Origin of the sequence: Streptomyces sp. R11 (assembly GCF_041051905.1) — a bacterium.
GTDB lineage: Bacteria > Actinomycetota > Actinomycetes > Streptomycetales > Streptomycetaceae > Streptomyces.
In genome coordinates, this window is record NZ_CP163432.1 from 5,278,372 (window position 1) to 5,299,649 (window position 21,278).

The 21,278-nt window shown below is 70.4% G+C and carries 21 protein-coding genes and 2 pseudogenes; 17 read left to right on the forward strand and 6 right to left on the reverse strand.

Annotated elements, in window-relative coordinates; genetic code table 11:
- Nucleotides 1-59 precede the first annotated feature (59 nt).
- From AB5J55_RS24490 to AB5J55_RS24500, 3 genes are all read left to right on the forward strand, one after another.
- Nucleotides 60-791 carry a response regulator transcription factor gene (locus AB5J55_RS24490; RefSeq protein WP_369272721.1) on the forward strand — a complete coding sequence of 244 codons (732 nt, stop codon included), beginning with the start codon at nt 60-62 and terminating at the stop codon, nt 789-791.
- Nucleotides 792-821: 30 nt separating this feature from the next.
- Complete coding sequence (locus AB5J55_RS24495) at nt 822-2,213, forward strand: ATP-binding protein (RefSeq protein WP_369276279.1); 1,392 nt, start codon at nt 822-824, stop codon at nt 2,211-2,213.
- 126 nt (nt 2,214-2,339) lie between these two features.
- Entirely contained in the window at nt 2,340-3,605 is a 1,266-nt protein-coding gene (locus AB5J55_RS24500; protein WP_369272722.1) for an ArgE/DapE family deacylase, read from the forward strand.
- Nucleotides 3,606-3,775: 170 nt separating this feature from the next.
- Here AB5J55_RS24500 and AB5J55_RS24505 read toward each other — a convergent pair whose 3' ends face one another.
- Complete coding sequence (locus tag AB5J55_RS24505) at nt 3,776-4,672, reverse strand: LysR family transcriptional regulator (protein ID WP_369276280.1); 897 nt, start codon at nt 4,670-4,672, stop codon at nt 3,776-3,778.
- 79 nt (nt 4,673-4,751) lie between these two features.
- Here AB5J55_RS24505 and AB5J55_RS24510 point away from each other — a divergent pair, with 79 nt between their 5' ends.
- Both AB5J55_RS24510 and AB5J55_RS24515 read left to right on the forward strand, forming a co-directional pair.
- Entirely contained in the window at nt 4,752-5,696 is a 945-nt protein-coding gene (locus AB5J55_RS24510; protein WP_369272723.1) for an EamA family transporter, read from the forward strand.
- Between the two features lie 41 nt (nt 5,697-5,737).
- Entirely contained in the window at nt 5,738-6,466 is a 729-nt protein-coding gene (locus AB5J55_RS24515; protein ID WP_369272724.1) for an NAD(P)-dependent oxidoreductase, read from the forward strand.
- On the opposite strand, the gene AB5J55_RS24520 is transcribed toward AB5J55_RS24515, so the two are convergent.
- Nucleotides 6,438-6,749 (reverse strand): hypothetical protein, encoded by a 312-nt coding sequence (locus tag AB5J55_RS24520; RefSeq protein ID WP_369272725.1) that lies wholly within the window; start codon nt 6,747-6,749, stop codon nt 6,438-6,440. The two genes, AB5J55_RS24515 and AB5J55_RS24520, sit on opposite strands and share 29 nt — an antisense overlap.
- 333 nt (nt 6,750-7,082) lie before the next feature.
- Here AB5J55_RS24520 and AB5J55_RS24525 point away from each other — a divergent pair.
- A pseudogene (locus AB5J55_RS24525) lies at nt 7,083-7,178 on the forward strand (hypothetical protein); the annotation flags it as partial.
- Between the two features lie 91 nt (nt 7,179-7,269).
- A pseudogene (locus tag AB5J55_RS24530) lies at nt 7,270-7,515 on the forward strand (DUF6087 family protein); the annotation flags it as partial.
- Between the two features lie 67 nt (nt 7,516-7,582).
- Here AB5J55_RS24530 and AB5J55_RS24535 read toward each other — a convergent pair.
- The gene (locus AB5J55_RS24535; protein WP_003974483.1) at nt 7,583-8,020 is read right to left on the reverse strand and encodes a hypothetical protein; all 438 of its coding nucleotides are present in this window, start codon (nt 8,018-8,020) and stop codon (nt 7,583-7,585) included.
- 509 nt (nt 8,021-8,529) lie between these two features.
- Between AB5J55_RS24535 and hemL the strand changes: the two genes are divergently transcribed.
- The 10 genes from hemL to AB5J55_RS24585 all read left to right on the forward strand — a co-directional run bounded on the left by hemL (nt 8,530) and on the right by AB5J55_RS24585 (nt 18,281).
- Nucleotides 8,530-9,849, forward strand: coding sequence for a glutamate-1-semialdehyde 2,1-aminomutase (hemL, locus tag AB5J55_RS24540; RefSeq protein WP_369272726.1), 1,320 nt, complete (start codon nt 8,530-8,532; stop codon nt 9,847-9,849).
- On the forward strand, nt 9,846-10,559 hold the full coding sequence (locus AB5J55_RS24545) for a histidine phosphatase family protein (RefSeq protein ID WP_369272727.1): 714 nt from the start codon (nt 9,846-9,848) through the stop codon (nt 10,557-10,559). Before hemL ends, AB5J55_RS24545 begins: the two co-directional genes overlap by 4 nt.
- A 109-nt stretch (nt 10,560-10,668) precedes the next feature.
- Nucleotides 10,669-11,955 (forward strand): hypothetical protein, encoded by a 1,287-nt coding sequence (locus AB5J55_RS24550; protein WP_369272728.1) that lies wholly within the window; start codon nt 10,669-10,671, stop codon nt 11,953-11,955.
- Between the two features lie 66 nt (nt 11,956-12,021).
- Nucleotides 12,022-12,636 (forward strand): TlpA family protein disulfide reductase, encoded by a 615-nt coding sequence (locus AB5J55_RS24555; RefSeq protein WP_369272729.1) that lies wholly within the window; start codon nt 12,022-12,024, stop codon nt 12,634-12,636.
- A 1-nt stretch (nt 12,637) separates the two neighbouring features.
- Complete coding sequence (locus tag AB5J55_RS24560) at nt 12,638-13,405, forward strand: cytochrome c biogenesis CcdA family protein (RefSeq protein WP_369272730.1); 768 nt, start codon at nt 12,638-12,640, stop codon at nt 13,403-13,405.
- A gap of 3 nt (nt 13,406-13,408) precedes the next feature.
- Nucleotides 13,409-15,130, forward strand: coding sequence for a cytochrome c biogenesis protein ResB (locus tag AB5J55_RS24565; protein WP_369272731.1), 1,722 nt, complete (start codon nt 13,409-13,411; stop codon nt 15,128-15,130).
- Nucleotides 15,127-16,227, forward strand: a complete 1,101-nt coding sequence (gene ccsB, locus AB5J55_RS24570) for a c-type cytochrome biogenesis protein CcsB (RefSeq protein ID WP_369272732.1) — start codon at nt 15,127-15,129, stop codon at nt 16,225-16,227. The genes AB5J55_RS24565 and ccsB overlap by 4 nt, the downstream gene beginning before the upstream one ends.
- A 76-nt stretch (nt 16,228-16,303) precedes the next feature.
- Complete coding sequence (locus AB5J55_RS24575) at nt 16,304-16,909, forward strand: RNA polymerase sigma factor (protein WP_369272733.1); 606 nt, start codon at nt 16,304-16,306, stop codon at nt 16,907-16,909.
- The gene (locus AB5J55_RS24580; protein WP_369272734.1) at nt 16,906-17,838 is read left to right on the forward strand and encodes a CU044_5270 family protein; all 933 of its coding nucleotides are present in this window, start codon (nt 16,906-16,908) and stop codon (nt 17,836-17,838) included. Before AB5J55_RS24575 ends, AB5J55_RS24580 begins: the two co-directional genes overlap by 4 nt.
- Nucleotides 17,839-17,876: 38 nt before the next feature.
- Nucleotides 17,877-18,281: an SRPBCC family protein gene (locus AB5J55_RS24585; RefSeq protein ID WP_369272735.1), complete on the forward strand. Its 405-nt coding sequence runs from the start codon at nt 17,877-17,879 to the stop codon at nt 18,279-18,281.
- A gap of 21 nt (nt 18,282-18,302) precedes the next feature.
- On the opposite strand, the gene AB5J55_RS24590 is transcribed toward AB5J55_RS24585, so the two are convergent.
- From AB5J55_RS24590 to AB5J55_RS24600, 3 genes are all read right to left on the reverse strand, one after another.
- A complete protein-coding gene (locus tag AB5J55_RS24590; RefSeq protein WP_369272736.1) occupies nt 18,303-19,694 on the reverse strand; it encodes a condensation domain-containing protein in 1,392 nt (463 codons plus the stop codon).
- A 158-nt stretch (nt 19,695-19,852) separates the two neighbouring features.
- Nucleotides 19,853-20,818, reverse strand: coding sequence for an isopenicillin N synthase family dioxygenase (locus tag AB5J55_RS24595; protein ID WP_369272737.1), 966 nt, complete (start codon nt 20,816-20,818; stop codon nt 19,853-19,855).
- The gene (locus AB5J55_RS24600) at nt 20,811-21,269 is read right to left on the reverse strand and encodes a nucleoside deaminase (RefSeq protein WP_369272738.1); all 459 of its coding nucleotides are present in this window, start codon (nt 21,267-21,269) and stop codon (nt 20,811-20,813) included. Before AB5J55_RS24600 ends, AB5J55_RS24595 begins: the two co-directional genes overlap by 8 nt.
- Nucleotides 21,270-21,278: the final 9 nt, after the last annotated feature.

Below are 21,278 nucleotides of genomic sequence, written 5' to 3' on the forward strand. Positions count from 1 at the left end.
GGGTGATCGTAAGCTCGCTCACACGGCCGAACCGCCGGAGGCCTTGGCACACTGAACCCGTGTCCCAGACTGTTCTCCTCGCCGAAGACGACCGCGCCATCCGCCACGCCCTGGAGCGCGCGCTGACCCTGGAGGGCTACCAGGTCACCGCGGTCGCCGACGGCGTCGAGGCGCTGGCGCAGGCCCACCGCACGCCGCCGGACGTGCTCGTGCTGGACGTGATGATGCCCGGTATCGACGGCCTCCAGGTCTGCCGGGTGCTGCGCGCCGAGGGCGACCGCACCCCGATCCTGATGCTGACGGCGCTCGTGGAGACCCAGGACCGCATCGCCGGCCTGGACGCGGGCGCCGACGACTACGTGGTGAAGCCCTTCGACGTCGAGGAGGTCTTCGCCCGCCTGCGCGCCCTGCTGCGCCGCACCAGCGAGGCGAACGGCGCCCCCGTCGACCTACCGAAGCAGCCGCAGACCCCCGCCCCCGAGCCCTCCGGCCGGCTGATCGAGGCGGCCGGGCTGCGGATGGACCCGCAGGCGCGGCGGGCGTGGCGGGGCACGCGGGAGCTGGAGTTGACGCGGACCGAGTTCGAGCTGCTCGAGCTGCTGGTCCGCAACGCCGGCATCGTCCTCGACCACTCCACCATCTACGACCGCATCTGGGGCTACGACTTCGGCCCCGGCTCCAAGAACCTCGCCGTCTACGTCGGCTATCTGCGCCGCAAGCTCGACGAGCCGGGCGCGCCGCAGCTGATCCACACGGTGCGCGGGGTGGGTTACGTGCTGCGGGAGGACTGAGTGGGCGCGGCCCGGCGTCGGCTCGGGAGGCTGCTGACGGCACGACGCAGCACGGGACTGGGCACCACCTTCGCCCTGTCCTTCGCCGCCGTGACCGCCGTGGTCACCGTCCTGGTCGGTCTGCTGTCGTACACCGCCGCCGCCCGGCTGGTGCGGGTCGACCAGGAGTCCGTGTTCGACGAGGTCGTGCAGGACCTGCGGGGCGAGGTCCGGCAGCGACCGATGACCCCGGACGACTTCTCCTCCTCCGCGCCGGGCCACGATCTCGTACGGCCCGCCCGTACCGATGTGCAGGTGCTGGGCCCGGACGGGACCGTCGTCGACCCGGGGCGGCCGGGACTGCCGGTCACCTCCGCCGACCGGCGGATCGCGGTCGACGGGACGGCCGGGCGGATGATCCAGCACAAGGACGTCGACGTCGGCAGCGACGTCTACCGCGTCGCGACGGTCGCGCTCGGCGGCGGGCGGGGCGCGGTGCAGATCGCCCAGGAGTTCAGCGACACCGAGGACCTGCTGCGGGCACTCCAGCAGCGGACCCTGCTGCTGATGGCGGCCGTGGTGACGCTCGCGGGGCTCTTCGGCTGGTGGCTGGCCCGGCGCATCACGCGTCGCCTGGTCGTCCTCACCTCCGCCGCCGAGGACGTCGCCCGCACCCGGCGGCTCGGCATCCAGGTGCCGGTCACCGGATACGACGAGGTCGGCCGGCTGGGCCGCGCCTTCGACCGCATGCTCGGGCGCCTCGCCCAGTCGGAGGAGGACCAGCGGCGGCTCGTTCAGGACGCGGGCCACGAGCTGCGCACCCCGCTCACCTCACTCCGTACGAACATCTCCCTGCTGCGCCGCATCGACGAACTGCCTCCCGACACCCGTGACGAGCTGGTCGCGGACCTGGGTCAGGAGGCGCGCGAACTGACCGATCTGGTCAATGAGTTGGTCGACCTGGCGGCCGGGCAGTCCGACGCCGAGCCGGCCCAGCGGGTGGACCTCGCCGACATCGCGGAGGACGTCGCCGGGCTCGCCCGGCGGCGTACGGGACGGCGGATCGTGGTCCGCGCATGCGGGGAGACGACGACGCAGGGGCGGCCGGCGATGCTTCAGCGCGCGGTGACCAACCTCGTCGAGAACGCGGCGAAGTTCGACCGCGAGGGGACCGCGCCGATCGAGATCAACGTCGCCGGGCCCGCCCGGCCCGGGACGGTGCGCGTGGAGGTCCTCGACCGGGGGCCCGGTATCGCCGAGGACGATCTGATCCGGGTCTTCGACCGCTTCTACCGGGCCGCCGACGCGCGATCGCTGCCGGGGTCCGGGCTGGGGCTGTCGATCGTGCGGGAGGTGGCGCTGGCGCACGGGGGAGCGCCGTTCGCCTTCCGGCGGGACGGGGGCGGGACGGCGATCGGGTTCACGGTGGGCGGTTCCGGCTGAGGGCGGGCCGCACTCTCTCGGATCTCCATGGATCGGATCTCCATGGATCGGATCACCGTGAATGGGCCACCATCTGTTCGGGCGGGGCGTGCGTCGTGCCCGGTGGTCGAGGGGAGGAGCGTCATCGTGCTGAGCGACGTGGAGAGCGCCGTACTGGCGGAGATCGACGAGACCGGGATCGGGCGGACGCTGCTGGAGCTGATCTCCGTGCCCAGCGTGACCGGGAGCGCGGCCGAGTCGGAGCTGCAGCATCTGCTGGCGGGGCGGCTTGAGCGGCTCGGGCTGGACGTCGACCTGTGGTCCATGGACCTGGACGCGCTGCGCGCGGACCCCGGCTTTCCGGGGGCGGAGGCCGAACGCGAGGAGGCCTGGGGGCTTGTCGGGGTGACGGAGGACGGCGGCGACGGTCCGGCCTTCGTCCTCCAGGGCCACGTGGATGTCGTACCGCCGGGCGACCTGGACGCCTGGGAGGGCGATCCGTTCGTGCCGAGGGTGGTCGGGGACGTCGTCCACGGCCGGGGCGCCTGCGACATGAAGGCCGGCCTGGTGGCCCACCTCGCCGTCCTCGCGGCGATACGGGCCGCCGGGGTGCGGCTGCGCGGGCGGGTCGGCGCGCACTTCGTCGTGGGCGAGGAGGACGGCGGCCTCGGCGCCTTCGGCACGCTGCGGCGCGGCCACCGGGGCGACGTCTGCGTCATCGCCGAGCCGACGGGCGGTGCCCTCGTGACCGCCAACGCCGGCGCCCTGACCTTCCGTATCGCCGTGCCCGGCAAGGCGGCCCATGGCAGCGCTCGGGACCAGGGCGTGAGCGCGGTCGACGCGTATCTGCCGCTGCACCGGGCGCTGGCCCGGCTGGAGACCGAGCGCAACCGGGACGCGCATCCCCTGATGGCCGAGCACCCGATCCCCTACGCCCTGTCGGTGGGGACCCTGCGCGCCGGGGACTGGGCGAGCAGCGTGCCCGATCTGCTGGTCGCGGAGGGGAGGTTGGGCGTACGGCTGGGGGAGGACCCGGCGCAGGCGCGGGCGGCGTTCGAGCGGTGCGTGGCGCAGGCGTGCGCCGATGACCCCTGGCTGCGCGCGCACCCGGCGACCGTGACCTGGCCGGGCGGGCAGTTCGCCGCCGGGCGGCTGCCGGAGGGGCATCCGCTGCCGGAGGTGATCCGGGGCGCCCATGCTGACGCCGGGGGAGCCGCGGGGCTGCGGGAGTGCGGGGCGCCGTACGGGAGCGATCTGCGGCTGTACGACGGGGCGGGGATCCCGACGTTGCAGTTCGGGCCGGGGGACATCCGGGTGGCGCACAGTGAGCGGGAGCGGGTGTCGCTCGCCGAAGTGGTGCAGGCGGCGCGGACGTTGGCGGTGACGGTGCTGCGGACGGTCGGCACGAAGTGAGCCGAGCCGGGGGGCGACGCCTGGGCCCTGTCGTTGGATCAGGTCGGCGTCGCGGGCCCCTGGCACGCACATCTGCTCGGGTCCGCCAGGTGGAACCGATCCGCACAGCCGAGCGGATCCAAACGACAGGGCCTAGAGGGGTCGGAGCCGGGCGGGGCGCCCTGACGCCCTCACTCCTTTGAGGAACGTCCGACCCCGAGGACAGCGAGCAGCGCCCGGGTTGCAGGGCTGGGATTGAAGCGGCTCCACGCCAGGTACTCCATGCGATGCGGTCCGTCGAGCACCCGGACCAGGGCCAGTTCGGGGTCGTCGGCGGCCAGCGGGCCGATGTACGCCGACGGCAGCAGCGCGATGCCGAGTCCGCGGGCGACCAGCCGGGAGATCAGCTCGACGACGCCGGCCTCATACGCGACGTCGCGGACCAGACCGGCCGCGGCGAAGGCCCGGTCGGACTGGGCGCGGGCCGGCGTCCCGGCCGCGAAGTCCACGAACGTCTCGTCGGCGATCTCCGCCAGCGTGACCCGGGAAACGCCGGCGAGCCGGTGCCGGGCCGGCACGACGAGGGCGTGCTCGTCGTGATCGAGGACGACGGACTCGACGCCGGACGGCGCCTCGCCCTCGGGCAGGCCCAGGAAGGCGATGTCCAGGTCGCCGTCGCGGATGGCCGTCGCCAGTTCGTCGCTGCGTCCGGAGCGCAGGACGACGTGGACGTCCGGGTACCGGGCGCGGTACCGCTGCAGCAGCTCCGGTACGTCCACGGCTGCGGTCGTCACGATCACACCGACGGCGAGCCGGCCCCGTACGACTCCGGTCGCCGCGGCGGCGTCGGCGACCGCGCGGTCGGCCGCGGCCAGGCACTCGCGCGCGGCGGCGACGAACGCCTCCCCGGCACTGGTCAGTTCGACACGGCGGCTGGAGCGGGCGAACAGCCGGACGCCGAGCTCCCGTTCCAGTCCGGCGATCCGGTGACTGAGTGACGACTGCACCACGTCGCAGCGCTCTGCGGCGCGGGTGAAGTTGCGGGTTTCGGCGACGGCGACGACGTAGCGCATCTGCTGGAGGTCCACGTTTCCATCGTTGTGGTTCATGGCTGTGATGACAACCATGCTTTGGAGTCATGAGGTGCGGCTGCGGAGACTGCGTGACATGCCTTCCTTGACCGAGCGGTCACCGGGCCCGGTACGGCCTTCGTACGCGCTGCCGGTGACAACCGCCGCGACCGCCGCAACCGTCGCCCTCACCGCGATCGCCCCCGTGACCTGGGGCACCACATACGCCGTGACCACGGAACTCCTGCCACCCGGGCACCCGATGTTCGCGGCGCTGATGCGCGCCCTGCCCGCCGGACTGATCGGGCTGGCGATCACGCGCGTGCTGCCGCGCGGGGACTGGTGGTGGCGGGCCGCCGTCCTCGGCGGTCTCAACATCGGCGTCCTGTTCCCCCTGTTGTTCCTCGCCGCCGAACGCCTCCCCGGCGGCGTCGCCGCCACCCTCGGCGCCACCCAGCCACTGCTCGTCGCCGGGCTGGCCATCGCGGTGCTTCACGACCGGCCGACACTCTGGCGATGGACGTGGGGCGTGATCGGCGTCGCCGGCGTCGGACTCGTCGTGCTCGGGCCGGACGCCCGACTGGACGCCGTCGGCGTGCTCGCCGGCCTCGGCGGTACGGCCGCCATGGCCGGCGGGGTCGTCCTCACCAAGCGCTGGGGCCGTCCCGCGGGCGTCGGCGCCCTGACCCTGGCCGGCTGGCAACTCACCGCCGGCGGGCTGCTGTTGCTCCCCCTCACCCTCGCGATCGAGGGCGTGCCGCAGCGGATCGACGCCGGGGCGGCCGGCGGCTACCTGTGGCTCGGCAGCATGGGCGGGCTGATCGCCTACACGCTGTGGTTCCGCGGCATCGGCAGGCTGCCGGTCGGCGCGTCCGCACCGCTGGTGCTGCTGTCCCCGCTGGTCGCGACCGTCGTCGGCCTCGCCCTGGGCGAATCGCTGAGCCTGCCGCAGAGCGCCGGCTTCGCGCTCGCCCTGGCCGCGCTGCTCGCGGCACAGCTCAATTCCCCGAAGGCGCTGATGAGAGGAGTGCGGGTTCGATGACGACGGGTTCGATGAAGACGAGCTTGATGAGGGCAGGGCCGATGAAGGCAGGCAGGACGATCGCCGTGCTCGGTGCCACCGGGATGGTCGGCAGCCGGGTGATCGGCGAGGCGGGCGCGCGCGGACACCAGGTGCTCGCCCTGTCCCGGAAGCCCCCGGACCAGGGTCCGAACGTCACGCCGGTCGCGGTCGACGCGAACGATCCCTCCGCCTTGCGCGAGGTGCTCACGCAGTCCGCGGCGGACGCCGTCGTGCTCACCGTACGGACCCTTCCGGTCGACCAGGAGTTCCTCGTCGGAGCCACCCGCACGGTGCTGGACGTCGCCGCCCGACTCGGCATCCGCGTCCTCGTCGTCGGCGGCGCCGGCGCGTTGCGCAGCCCCGACGACCCCGACCTGCTGGTGGCCGACAACCCCGCGTACGTGCCGGCCGAGTGGCGGGCCGTGGCGGCAGCCGGAACGGCTCAGTTGCGGGCCTGCGAAGCCCACCCCGATGCCGACTGGGTCTATCTGAGCCCACCGGCCCTGCTGGAGCCCGGTGACCGGACCGGCCGCTACCGGCGGGGCACCGACACCTTGCTCACCGGCGCGGACGGCCGTTCGTGGATCAGCGCGGAGGACCTGGCGGTCGCGGTGGTCGACGAACTGGAGACCTCCGGCCCCGAGCGCCACGGCCACCACGTCCGCCACTTCACGATCGTCCACTGCGACGAGAACCCGGCGACGTCACCTCGGCACGCGGTCACACGAGGTTGCGCTCCAGGGCGGTGACATAGCCGGCCATGAAGTGGTCGCGGATGCCGTCGCCGGCGATGGCATACACGCCGCTTGCGGCGCCACCCGTGGTGGAGCGGTCGATGGGGGCCCATCCGAAGCACTTCGGACTCGTCTTCGGGGCGTTCGACTTCGCTCGACCGACCGCGGTGAGTGGATCTTCATCGAGTGCAGTCCTTCCGGGCAGTGGGCATGGATGGAGCCGCCGACCGGTCTGCCGATGACTGCCGCACTCGCCGATCTCCTGGAAGGAGGACTCCGTGGCCGGTGAAACCGACATCGAGACGGCCGCAGCCGATCTCCGGCGCCGGCTCGCCCGACACTGGAGAAGGATGGCTGGCTGCGCTTGCCGCAGTGGCGGGCCGCCGTGGAGGCCGTGCCCCGCCACAGGTTCATCCCGCGCTTCCACTGGGAGAACCACGCCCCGGGCGTCACCACCTGGGATCCGGTCACACAGGAGACGGTCGGTGAGGAGGAGTGGCTCCGGCTCGTCTGCACCGACGAGACATGGATGACCCAGTTCGACGGCCGGGACATCGACTGGGCCGACCCGAAGCCGATCAGCAACGCGACCCCGGTCTCGTCGTCGGCGTTGCCGAGCCTCGTGGTCCGGATGCTCGAAGACCTGGATGTGCGGGACGGCGTGAATGTGCTGGAGATCGGCACCGGAACCGGTTACTCGACAGCACTGATGTGCCACCGGCTTGGCAGCGAGAGCGTGACCTCGATCGAGACGGACGAGGGCGTGGCCCGACGAGCCGGCCACGCCCTCACCGGATCCGTCCCACAGGCGGCGGGGGCGCCCTGGCGCAAAGATCGGCCGACTTCGCGCCGTGCCTGTCGTGCCCGGCGACGGGCCCAGGGCATCGCATCTGAGCCCGGATGCGCCCCGTGCCATCGAGCGCTGGAACGGGCACACCTGGGAGCTGTACGGGTTCGCCGACAGCCCGGCCGAGGCGGAAGACGACGGCGACCCGCCCGCTGCCCAGGGCACATCACCGCCCCCGGCGAAACCAATGTGCCCTCAATGTGCCCTGGCCACCTGACGGCCCCTCCCCGGCACCAAAAAGGGCGAGGCCCGAAGACCCCGCCCGATCTGCAAGAAACCGCAGGTCACGGCCACACGAGGCAGTACGGCTGATGCCCCGCCTCATGCAACCTGTGACTGAAGTCCTGCCACTCGTGCAGCAGCTGATACACGTTGAACGCATCCCGGGGCCCACCCCGGTCCGGCACGGTCGACCAGATGAACGCCGCCGCGCCCACCGCTTCCTCTCCTATGCCGCGCAGGGGGTCCACGACCGTCATCGGCAGCTTGACCACGGCGTAGTCGGGGTGGAGGACGACCAGCTCCAGGGGTGGCACCTTGTGCAGGGGGACGCCCTCGATGCCGGTGAGGACCATCGCGGCCATGGTCTCCGGCTTGATCTTGGTGAACATGCCGTTCATGCCAAGCTCGTCGCCGCCGAGTTCCTCGGGGCGCATCGAGATCGGGACGCGGGCCGCGGTCGCGCCGTCAGGCGCGCCGAAGTACTTGTACGTCACCCCCACCCGACCACCATTCCCGCTCACCCTCAGCCGATCACTGCGTCGGTCGGCCCGCTCTGATTCGTTAGGTACACCCGGCATATCCGGTACTACGTGTCCCTGACGTGCTTCGTTCGAATCCTCCGCCTCGCGCCGGTGTTTTCCCCGCCGGGCACGTCGAGGACCGAGGTCATCAGTCCCCTCGCCCAGTCCGCCACCGCGATGCATATCTCCACCCGACTGCTTTTCTAGGACGCGTGGCCCCGGCCGCGCAACCCGATCATCGTGTCAGTGACCTCCCCCACGGCCGCCCGCCGAAACGTGCGTTGAAACACCTGTCCGCGGGATGCCTTCAGTCCCCGACCATCACGCCCCGCATGAGCTGTGTGTATCACGCCCAGTCTCGCAGATCGCGGGCGAGCGGAGACCGGTTGCCCGGTCAGCGGTGGCCCCGCTGCCGTCACCTCCCGCTGGCCTACCCTGAGGAGGTCACTGGCAATCGGAGCCCGAGAAGGTCGGAGAAGTCGCAGGCCATGAGCGAATCGCCCTACCCATACGAAGCACCGGCCTCGCAGGCCCTGTTCGACCGTGCGGCCGCCGTCACACCCGGCGGCGTGAACTCCCCGGTCCGTGCCTTCCGCGCCGTGGGCGGAACGCCCCGGTTCATGGTGTCCGGCAGCGGCCCGTATCTCACCGACGCCGACGGACGTGAGTACGTCGACCTCGTCTGCTCCTGGGGTCCCATGATCCTCGGGCACTCCCACCCGGACGTGATCGCCGCCGTCCAGGACGCAGTCTCCCGCGGTACCTCCTTCGGTACGCCCGGCGAGGGCGAGGTCGCGCTTGCCGAGGAGATGGTCGACCGGATCGAGCCGCTGGAGCAGGTGCGGCTCGTGTCCAGCGGCACCGAGGCCACGATGTCCGCCATCCGGCTGGCCCGCGGGTTCACCCAGCGGTCCAAGGTGATCAAGTTCGCCGGGTGCTATCACGGGCACGTCGACTCGCTGCTCGCCGCCGCCGGGTCAGGGGTCGCGACCTTCGCTCTTCCCGACACCCCCGGCGTCACCGGCGCCCAGGCCGGCGACACGATCGTCCTGCCCTACAACGACCTCGAGTCCGTCCACGAGGCCTTCCACCGCTTCCCCGGTGAGATCGCCTGTGTGATCACCGAGGCCTCGCCCGGCAACATGGGCGTCGTCCCACCGCTGCCCGGCTTCAACCAGGGGCTGAAGGACGCCTGCGGGAAGAACGGCGCCCTCTACATCTCCGACGAGGTCATGACCGGCTTCCGCACCAGCCGCGCCGGGTGGTACGGCGTCGACGGGGTCAAGCCCGACCTCATGACCTTCGGCAAGGTCATGGGCGGCGGCTTCCCGGCCGCCGCCTTCGGTGGCCGTGCCGATGTGATGGCCCACCTCGCGCCCGCCGGGCCCGTCTACCAGGCCGGCACCCTCTCCGGTAACCCCGTCGCCACCGCCGCCGGGCTCGCCCAGCTGCGGCTCCTCGACGAGGCGGCGTACGACAAGGTCAACGCAGTGTCGGAGACCATCCAGTCCCTCGTCACCGAGGCCCTCACCAAGGAAGGCGTCACGCACCGGCTGCAGACCGCCTCCAACATGTTCTCCGTGTTCTTCACGGACCGGGAAGTGCGCAACTACGAGGACGCCAAGCGGCAGGAATCCTTCCGCTTCACCGCCTTCTTCCAGTCGATGCTGGCGCAGGGCGTCTATCTGCCGCCCTCGTCCTTCGAGTCCTGGTTCGTTTCCACCGCCCACGACGAGCAGGCCGTCCAGCGGATCGCCGACGCCCTCCCGGCGGCGGCCCGAGCGGCGGCGGAGGCCACGGCGGCATGAGCGACACCCCCATGACCAACGACAGCCCCACCAGCGACAGCGACATCACCGTCGTACACCTCATGCGGCACGGCGAGGTGGCCAACCCGGACGGGATCCTCTACGGCCGGCTCGCGGGGTATCACCTGTCCGACCTCGGGCGGCAGATGGCCGACCGGGTCGCAGAGCATCTCTCCTCCCGGGACGTCACGTACGTCTGCGCCTCCCCGCTGGAGCGGGCGCAGGAGACCGCGACGCCGATCGCCAAGGCGCACGGCCTGGACCTCACGACCGACGCGCGGCTCATCGAGGCCGGCAACGTCTTCCAGGGCAAGACCTTCGGAGTGGGGGACGGGGCCCTGAAGAGGCCGGAGAACTGGAAGCACCTCGTCAACCCCTTCAAGCCGTCCTGGGGCGAGCCGTACGTCGAGCAGGTCATCCGCATGATGGGCGCGCTGGACGCCGCCAAGGACGCCGCGCGTGGGCACGAGGCCGTGCTGGTCAGTCATCAGCTGCCGATCTGGATCGTGCGCAGCTACGTCGAGAAGCGGCGGCTGTGGCACGACCCGCGCAAGCGGCAGTGCACGCTGGCGTCCCTCACGAGCTTCACGTACCAGGGAGACAAGATCGTGTCCGTCGGCTACAGCGAGCCGGCCATCGACCTCGTCCCCGCCCATCTCCGCGCCGGCGCCAAGCCGGTGAAGGGGAAGGACAAGGCCTTCGGCGCCTAAGACACCTTTGTGACATTTGTTGCGAATCCTCCGTGATCTGGAGGAACCTCCCCGTTCGTCGCGCCCTCTGACTGGGTGACCACCAGAGGATGCGACGGACGGGAATGCAATGGGCGACTTCAACCGAAGGGGAGTTCTCGGGCTCGGCGCCGGAGCCGCTGCCGCACTCGGACTCGCGGGGTGCGGCACCTTCACGCAGTCAGACGGATCGAACCAGGGTGGCGGTTCCGGCGACGGCGGGGACAACCGGCCCGGCACCCAGACCCAGCGCGCCAAGCCCATAGGCGACGGCTCCACCTCGTACACCGGCAAGCAGCCGAACCAGCCCGGCAAGCCCGAGCCGCTGGAGCCCGGTCAGGAGCCGCCGCAGTTCGTCGTCTTCTCCTGGGACGGTGCCGGTGAGGTCGGCAACGGTCTCTTCCCGCGCTTTCTCGACCTCGCCAAGCAGCACGAGGCGCACATGACCTTCTTCCTCTCGGGGCTCTATCTGCTGCCCGAGTCGAAGAAGCGGCTCTACGACCCGCCGAACAACCCGCGCGGCGCCTCGGACATCGGCTACCTCACCGACGACCACATCAAGGCCACGCTGAAGAACGTCCGCCAGGCCTGGCTCGACGGCCACGAGATAGGCACCCACTTCAACGGCCACTTCTGCGGCGGCAACGGCACCGTCGGCAACTGGACCGCGCAGCAGTGGCGCAGTGAGATCGACCAGGCCAAGTCCTTCGTCAAGGAGTGGCGTACGAACTCCGGGTGGACCGACCTGCCCTCCCTGCCCTTCGACTACGAAAAGGAACTCGTCGGCGGCCGCACGCCCTGTCTCCTCGGTCAGGACAACCTGCTGCCCACCGCCCGTGAGCTCGGCTGGCGCTACGACGCCTCCTCGCCCGGCGGCCGTCAGGTGTGGCCGACGAAGAAGCAGGGGCTGTGGGATCTGCCGTTGCAGCAGATACCTTTCCCCGGCCGTTCGTTCGAGGTCCTCTCCATGGACTACAACATGCTCGCCAACCAGTCGATCAACTCCACGAACGCGCCCAGCCACAACTACCCGGCCTGGCGAGAGCAGTCCGCGCAGGCGTACATCCAGGGATTCAAGCGGGCATACGAGACAAACCGCGCCCCCTTCTTCGTGGGCAACCACTTCGAGCAGTGGAACGGCGGCATCTACATGGACGCCGTCGAGGAGGCCCTCAAGCACATCGCGCGGGAGAAGGAGAAGGGCGGCGATGTCCGGCTCGTCTCCTTCCGGCAGTTCGTGGACTGGATGGACGTACAGAAGCCGGACGTTCTGGACAAGTTGCGCACGCTGGAGGTTGGGCAGGAGCCGGCCGGGGGCTGGAGCGCGTTCACGAAGGGCGGCGCGGGCAGCTCCGCGAGCCCCCAAAACGCTGCCTGAAATGCGGTTTTCCACCCGCAAGGGGGGTGCGCAAGATCCCCGGAACGGGCATGCGAAACTTTTCACATGAGTGCCGCAAGCGCCCCCCTGCGCTCGAACCGCCGACGTCTCGTCCTGCTCACCGCGACAGCCGCGGCCACCGCGCTGACCCTGTCCGCGTGCAGTTCCGGCGGCACGTCGGGCGGCGGCGGTGACACCAACTTCGTCACCGGCAAGAACGGCATCGACACGGTCGCGCAGGGCGAGCGCACCACGGCGCCCGTCCTGGACGGCAAGACCGTCGACGACAAGAAGCTGACCACCGCCGACTACAAGGGCAAGGTCCTCGTCGTCAACGTGTGGGGATCGTGGTGCCCGCCCTGCCGGCTCGAGGCGAAGAACTTCGAGAAGGTGTCCACCGACCTCAAGGACCAGGGCGTTCAGTTCGTCGGCATCAACACCCGCGACACCAGCACCACCCCCGCGCTCGCCTTCGAGAAGGAGCAGGGGATCACCTACCCGAGCCTGTACGACCCGACGGGCAAGCTGATGCTCCGCTTTGAGAAGGGCACGCTCAACCCGCAGCTCATCCCCTCCACCCTCGTCATCGACCGGGACGGCAAGGTCGCGGCGCGTGCGCTGCAGCCCCTCAGCGAGGAGTCGCTGCGGGGCATGATCGAGCCGGTCCTCGCGGAGAAGTGACGTGGCCGGAGCGCTCACCCTCGCCGCGGAGTACAACGGCACCGTGCTGCACGGTGCCCTGCTGCTGGCGCTGCCGATCGCGATGCTCGGCGGGCTCGTCTCCTTCTTCTCCCCGTGCGTCCTGCCTCTCGTCCCCGGCTATCTGTCGTACGTCACCGGAGTCAGCGGCACCGACCTGGCCGAGGCCCGCCGCGGACGGATGGTCGCCGGCGCCTCCCTGTTCGTGCTCGGCTTCACCGTCGTGTTCGTCTCCGGCGGGGCGCTGTTCGGCTACTGGGGCTCGACCCTTCAGGAACACAAGGACGACCTGTCGAAGATTCTCGGCGTCCTGATGATCCTCATGGGCGTCTTCTTCATGGGGATGATGCCCTGGCTCACCCAGCGCGAGTTCCGCTTCCACACCAGGCCGACCACCGGACTCGCCGGTGCGCCCCTGCTGGGCGCACTGTTCGGTATCGGCTGGACGCCGTGCATCGGCCCGACCCTGTCCTCCGTGCAGACGCTCGCCATCAACGAGGCCAGTGCCGCCCGCGGCGCCATACTGACCGTCGCCTACTGCCTCGGCCTCGGCATCCCCTTCGTGCTCGCTGCCGTAGCCTTCCGCAAGGCCCTCGGCGCCTTCGCCTGGGTCAAGCGCCACTATGTCTGGGTAATGCGCATCGGCGGCACCATGATGATCGTGACCGGTGTGCTGCTGCTGACCGGCGCGTGGGACCGCATCGTGCAGGAGATGCAGGTCTGGTCCAACGGCTTCACTGTGGGGATCTGATCCATGAGCAAGACGACAACCGACGCGACCCCGGCCGACGACCAGGACCTGGGCACCGCCGGCTCTCAGCTCTCCACCGCCCCCGCCGAGGAGATCTCCCACCTGCCCTCCCTCGGCGTCATCGGCTGGGCCCGCTGGTTCTGGCGGCAGCTCACCTCGATGCGGGTCGCGCTTCTGCTGCTTCTGCTGCTGTCGCTCGGCGCGATCCCCGGCTCGCTCATCCCGCAGACCGGCATCGACGAGACGAAGGTCGCCGAGTTCCGCAAGACACACGAGACGCTCGCGCCGATCTACGACAAGCTGGGCCTCTTCAACGTCTACAGCTCGGTGTGGTTCTCCGCGATCTACATCCTGCTGTTCGTCTCCCTCATCGGCTGCATCGTCCCGCGCACCTGGCAGTTCGTCGGCCAGCTCCGCGGCCGTCCGCCGGGCGCCCCGAGGCGCTTGACCCGGCTGCCCGCCTACACCACCTGGCGCACCGAGGCCGAGCCCGAGCAGGTCCGCGAGGCGGCACTTGCGCTGCTGAAGAAGCGCCGCTTCCGCGCCCATCTTGCCGGTGACGCCGTCGCCGCGGAGAAGGGCTATCTGCGCGAGGTCGGCAACCTCGCCTTCCACATCGCGCTGATCGTGATGCTGATCGCCTTCGCCTGGGGCCAGTTGTACAAGTCCGAGGGCAACAAGCTGATCGTCGAGGGCGACGGCTTCTCCAACACCCTCACCCAGTACGACGACTTCAAGTCCGGCAGCCTCTTCAGCCAGGACGACCTGGATCCGTTCAGCTTCAACCTGAAGAACTTCGTCGGCAGCTACGAGCCGTCCGGCCCCAACCGCGGCACCCCGCGTGTCTACAAGGCGGACGTCACCTACAGCGTGGGCGCCTTCGGCAAGGAGGAGAAGACCACCATCGAGGTCAACGAGCCGCTGGAGATCGGCGACTCGAAGGTCTACCTCGTCAGCCACGGCTACGCCCCCGTCGTCACGGTCCGCGACGGCAAGGGCAAGGTCGTCTACAGCGACGCGGTACCGCTGCTGCCGCTCGACGGCAACGTCACCTCCACCGGTGCGATCAAGGTCATGGACGGCTACCGCGATGCCAAGGGCAAGTGGGACCAGCTCGGCTTCCAGGCCTTCTTCCTCCCCTCCTACGTCAAGGGCAACGAGATCGCCTCGCAGTTCCCGGCGCTGCTGAACCCGGTGCTGAACCTGGAGGCCTACCACGGTGACCTCGGTGTCAACGCGGGCCTCCCGCAGAGCGTGTACCAGCTGAACAAGAAGAACCTGAAGGGGTTCAAGGACTCCAAGGGCGCACAGCTCAGGGAGAACCTGAAGCCCGGCGAGACCATGAAGCTCCCGGACGGCGCCGGCTCGATCACCTTCGAGAAGGAGATCAAGGAGTGGGCCGGCTTCCAGGTCGCCCGCCAGCCCGGCAGCGGCTGGGCGCTCGCCGGTTCCCTCGCTGCGATCTTCGGCCTGGCCGGCTCCCTGTTCATCCAGCGCCGCCGCGTCTGGGTGCGGGCAGCCCCCGGTCCCGACGGCGTCACGGTCGTCGAGATGGCCGGCCTCGGCCGCAGCGAGTCCGCCAAGGTGCCCGAGGAACTCGGCGACCTCGCCGGGATCCTGTACGAGCAGGCGCCGGGCGCACCCGACGCCGCCGACGACCCCGCAGATTCCGAAGCTTCCCCCGACCCCCAAGTCGCACCCGCCGAAGGGGCTGACACCAAGTGACTCTCGCCGCCGCGACCGAGCTGGCCGCCGCCACCAACGAAAACCTGGCGAACATCAGCAACACGCTGATCTACTCGTCGATGGCCGTCTACACGCTGGCCTTCTTCGCGTACATCGCCGAATGGCTCCTCGGCAGCCGCAGCAAGGTGGGCCGCACAGCCGCCGCGCTCACCCCGGCGAAGACCGCCAAGGCCGCCGCGCCCGCCGTCACCGTGAACAAGGGCGGCTCCACCGCCGTACTGGAGCGGCCGAAGGTCGTCGTGCGGGCCACCGCCGGTCAGCGGGACGTGCCGGACGGGCCCGGGGCGCACGGTGGGGACGCGCAGGGCGACCTCTACGGGCGTATCGCCATCTCCCTCACCGTGCTCGCCTTCCTGATCGAGTTCGGTGGTGTGCTCACCCGGGCTCTGTCGGTGGAGCGGGCGCCGTGGGGCAACATGTACGAGTTCAACATCACCTTCTCCACGGTCGCCGTCGGGGTGTACCTGTCGCTGCTCGCGCTGAAGAAGAACGTGCGCTGGCTCGGGCTGTTCCTGATCACCACGGTCCTCCTCGATCTCGGCCTCGCCGTCACTGTCTTGTACACCGCCAGCGACCAGTTGGTTCCCGCCCTTCACTCGTACTGGCTGTACATCCACGTCTCCACGGCGATCTTCTGCGGCGCGGTCTTCTACGTCGGCGCGATGTCCACGCTGCTCTACCTCTTCAAGGACAGCTACGAGAACAAGCTCGCCAACGGCGGCACACCCGGCCGCTTCGCGAACTCCGTCCTCGACCGGCTGCCCGCCTCGGCGTCCCTCGACAAGTTCTCCTACCGCGTCAACGCCGCCGTCTTCCCCCTGTGGACCTTCACGATCATCGCGGGCGCCATCTGGGCGGGCGACGCCTGGGGCCGTTACTGGGGCTGGGACCCCAAGGAGACCTGGTCCTTCATCACCTGGGTCGCCTACGCCTGCTACCTGCACGCCCGCGCCACGGCCGGCTGGAAGGGCCGCAAGGCCGCCTACCTGGCCCTGATCGCCTTCGGCTGCTGGCTGTTCAACTACTACGGCGTGAACATCTTCGTCTCCGGCAAGCACTCCTACGCCGGGGTGTAAATCCGTTGCGGCCAAGGCCGGTTCCTGTGACCTGGGTCACGGGAACCGGCCTTTGTCGTACGGACAGGTAGAGGGCGTGGATACGAATCTGCGGAAACGGATCCGCGCGGGGGACCACGACGCTTTCGGTGAGCTCTTCGACGCGTACGCACGCTCCGTCTACAACCACGCCTTCCGGCTCACCGGTGAGTGGCCGGTGGCCGAGGATGTCGTCTCGCTGACCTTCCTGGAGGCCTGGCGGCTGCGCGAGAGGCTCGATGAGGAAGGCGGTTCGCCACGCCCCTGGCTGCTCGGCATCGCCACCAACGTCACGCGCAACCTCCGCCGGGCGACCCGCAGGCACACGGCAGCCGTCGCCCGTATGCCGCGCGACGAGACCGTACGGGACTTCGCCGACGAGGTCGCCGGGCGTGTCGACGACGCCGTGCAACTGGCCCTCGTACGGACCGCGTTGACCAGGCTGCGGCGGGCCGAGCGTGAGGTGCTGGCGCTGTGCGTGTGGTCGGGGCTGGACTACCGGGCGGCCGCCGAGGCGCTGGGGGTGCCGGTCGGGACCGTACGATCGCGGCTCTCGCGGGCTCGAACAAAACTCGCGAAATATATGGAACCGCCTTACCCGGACGGACAGATGAGAGGTGACCGCACCACCGCGGTCGGGCCCACGAGGGAGGGAAACAGATGAGCCGGCTTCCCGAGCACGACCTTCCGCCGGGCCGTCACCGACTCCTCAAGGAGCATCTGATGACCGAGATCCGGCGTGCGGACGCGACCGACAGGCGTGCACTCTCCAGGAGGTGGCTGCACCCCGCGCTCGCCGCTGCCGCCGTCGCGACCGCGGCCGCCGTCACGTTCGTGGTCCTGCCGTCGTCCGATGGCGGCGCGAGCGTGCGGCCGACCGGCAAGGCCGCCGCGGTGCTGGAGGACATCGCGCTGGCGGCCGGGGACGCGGGCGGCGGCTACGGCGAGATCCGCGACGACCAGTTCGTGTACGTCGACAGCAAGGTGTCGTACGCGGGGTACGAGGAGGGGAAGGGGACCACGATCCAGCCGCTGCACAGGTCCGAGGAGTGGACATCAGTGGACGGCACCCGCAAGGGGCTGGTCCGGGAGGACGGGCGCGGTCAGTGGTCCACGGACCCCGACCCCGCCCCGGGCAAGCCCGGCTACGACATCACGACCAATTACCGGCACCTGTCGACGCTCCCCACCGACCCGGAGAAGATGTACGACTGGCTGGCCGAGGTCGGCCCGGCGCACAGCGGCCAGAAGACCCATCAGGCGATGTTCGTGCTGGTCGGCGACTTGATCCGGGACGCGATCATGCCCCCGGAGCAAGGCGCGGCGCTCTTCCGCGCGGTCGCCCGGATCCCCGGCGTGAAGGTCGTCGAGAACGTGGTGGACGCCGCCGGACGGCGCGGTGTCGCGATCACCCGGGACGACCCCGACAACCCGACCCGGGACGAGTGGATCTTCGACGCGAAGACCTTCGAGTTCCTCGGCGAGCGCTCCGTGGCCACCGAGGACTACTCGAACATCAAGAAGGGCCGGGTCACGAGCAACACGGCGATCCTGGGCCGGGCCGTCGTCGACCGTGCAGGTCAGCGCCCGTAAGGGGTGCGCATCGCCCTCGGCGGGGTCAGGCTGGTGTCATGAGCGGTTCCGTAGAACAGGGCATCAGCCAGACCCACGGGAACACGCACATCCTGCACTTCCTGGTGCGGCTTCCCCGGCCCGTGGAGACGGTCTGGCCGGCGCTCGGCACCCCCCAAGGGCTTGCCGCCTGGTTCACGCCCGCCGACGTACTGGAACCTCGGCTCGGCGGCGCGATCTCACTGCGTGACGTCGGATCCGGGCAGGTCACGGCATGGGACGTCGAGCGGGTCGCCGAGTACACGGTGGAGGGCGGCGGACGCCTGCGGTTCCACCTCGAACGGGACGGCGAGACGGGGACCGCCCTGCGCTTCACGTACGAGTTCCAGGGCGAGACGGGGTCGGAGCAGCACTGGCGGGCCCGCTTCGAGGCGCTGATCGAGGTGCTGGAGGGCGGCTCCTGAGCGCCACCGCGTCACCCCGGACTACGAGACGGTCGAGGCGATGACGTCCCGCAGCCGCTCCACGTACAGCCGCATGTTCTTCTGCGCGACGTCGGTGTCCGGGTAGCGGCTCGCGAACCACAGGCCCTCGTGCAGCCGGGTGACCCACGCGCACACCTGGTCGCCGTACGACACCCTGATCAGCCCGTACGCCTTGTGCTCGGTCCAGTGGCCGGAGCCGGGGATGCCGCGGGCGTCGACGAAGGAGACGATCGAGTACAGGTCCGGTGACGTGGGGCGGAAGTCCGCGCCGAGCAGGCGGAGCACCCGGGCCAGCGGCATGCGGGCCAGATGCCGGCCTGCATGCAGCGCGGCGCGTACCGTGCGCAGGGCGCTGGGCAGGTCGTGGGCCTGCTCCATGGGGATCTCGATGGGCGCGCCGCCGACGTACCAGCCGACGGAGTCGGACCACCGGGACTTCACTCGGGTGTGGAACGGCACGACGGTGCGGTAGACGGGCTCGCCGCCGATCTCGTGGACGATGAGGGCGGTCGCGGCCAGGATGCCGACCGAACTGCCGCCGTAGGGACGGCAGTACGCCTCGAACGCGGCGGCGGTGTCCGCGTCGGTGAGCGGCTCGCGCAGCAGTTCCTGGGTGGGCAGCCCGCCCTCGGGGTCCAGGCCCAGATCGACGGGGAAGTTGGGCAGCCTGCCGTCGCAGCGCCGGATGAACTCGCGCCAGCGGCCGACGATGTCGTGGCTGTCGTCGATCCGGTCGGCGTCCGTCCGCTCGATCTCGCAGAAGTCGACGTAGCTGCCGGCGGGCGTCCCTTCCACGGTCCCGCCCGCAAGGCACACGCCGTAGAGCTCGTGGATCTCGGCGGGGATGCGATGGATGGAGTGGGCGTCGACGTTGCTGTGGTCGAAGGCCATGTACACGCTGGTGGAGTCGTCGCGGACGACGGCCGTGTAGATGAGGTTGGGCCAGCGCAGCGCGTCCGCGGTGACGTCGAAGCGGTCCTGGAGATGCTGGACCAACGCCCTGGGGTCGGTGAAGTCGCCGACCTCGGTGCGGTGCAGGGACACGGCGTCGGCGTCGAGCGTGAACCGGCGTACGTCGTCGCCGGGCCTGCCGGACCAGCGGAAGCCGCTGCGCAGCGTCTCGTGCCGCAGCGTCCACCTGCGCAGCGCCTCTCCCAGCGCGTCGAGGTCGGCCCGGCCCGGGAGGTCGAACGCGGTACCGAGCCAGGTCGGCACGAACAGGCCGTCCTCGCGCACGGATTGGGCGGTCCTGAGGTGCGACTCCTGGATGTACGCCGGTGGGCGGGAGTCCTCCGGGAGGTCTGCCGCCGTCGCCACGGTCGCCGGACTGAACGTCCATTCGACGAGTCGTCCGGGTCGGACCTCGCAGCGCTGGATGTCAGTCATTCGCACGGGCGGCTCCATTCGCGGCGGGGGACACACCCGAAAGGGTGGTATCCCGCCCAACGAGGCAACCCTTTCTCAGAAACGGCTCGTCGCGATCACTCGACCATGATCATCGACGGTCATCAACGGGCGGCGGTCGGTTGACGGCGGGCAGGCGGCGGCGGTCAGTTGACGGTGATCGAGTTCAGCTTCTCCCGCAGGTACACATGCGAGTCCACCGGCGCGTACGCCACCCGTCCCACCGGAGCGGGCACCGACTCCACGCGGGTGCCGGGCGTGCACTCCCCGAAGTAGACGAGGGACATCAGCTCCTCGGAGGGGGCGTCGGCGGGCGGCGGCAGGACGCGATGTCGCCCGGACCGCCACCGGTCGCCGGTCCAACGGGCCATCAGATCCCCGATGTTGATGGTGAACGCGGCCGGATCGAACGGCGCGTCCTCCCAGCCGCCGTCGTCCGTGTAGACCTGCAAACCGCCCTTGCCCGCCTGCCGGTCGAGGATCGTCACGGTCCCGAAGTCGGTGTGCGGTCCGATCCGGAACTGACCGGGCTCCGGCTCACCGATCACCTCCGCTCCCGGGTACCAGTTGATGTTGAAGCCGTACGTCGGGTGGGCCATGTGGCGGGTGAAGAAGTCCGGTTCGAGGCCGAGGGCCTCACCGAGCAGGGAGAGGAGCCGGTTCTCCAGTTCGCCCATCCGCGCGAGGTACTCCTCGCACAGCGCCCGGAGGTCGGGGACCTCGGCCGGCCAGACGTTCGGCGCGTACCACTCGGCGTTGACGACCGGGTCCTCGAAGGGCTCGTGCGTCGCGAAGGTCAGCGACTCCTTCAGGTCCGGCGGGGTCTCGGTGCCCTCCGCGTAGCCGTTCGCCTCGGCCCCGGGGCCGAGCCAGCCGCAGCCGCCGACCTTGGCCTCGTAGGCCTGCTTGGCCTCCACGGGGAGCACGAAGAAGGCGCGGGCCGCCTCCCGGATCCGTCCGCGCAGCGCAGGGTCCACGCCGTGGCCGGTGACCAGTAGGAAGCCGGCGGTCTGCAGGGCCCGGTCGACGGTACGGGCGATCGCGCCGCGCGCCTGGGTGTCGCCCTCGAGCCAGGGCCCGAGGTCGATCGTGGGAATTCGTGGCTCACTCACCGATGTCCTCGTTCCACAGTGCCGGATTGCTCCTGATGAAGTCGCGCATCATCGCGACGCAATCGGGGTCGTCGAGCAGCACGATCTCCACGCCGTGCTCGGCCAGCCAGTCGTGCCCGCCGTGAAAGGTGACCGCCTCGCCGATGACGACGCGGGAGATCCCGAACTGCCGTACCAGTCCGGAGCAGTACCAGCAGGGCGAGAGCGTGGTCACCATGGTCGTTCCGCGATACGACCGCTGCCGTCCCGCCGCCCGGAACGCGGCCGTCTCCGCGTGCATCGACGGGTCACCGTCCTGCACGCGCCGGTTGTGTCCGCGGCCGAGGACGACCCCGTCCGGGCCGTGGAGCGCGGCACCGATCGGGATACCGCCCGCGGCGAGCCCGGCGCGCGCCTCCGCGACGGCAGTGGCCAGCCAGGCGCTGGCCGTAGCGTGATCCAAGAGCTCCATGTCTCTCAC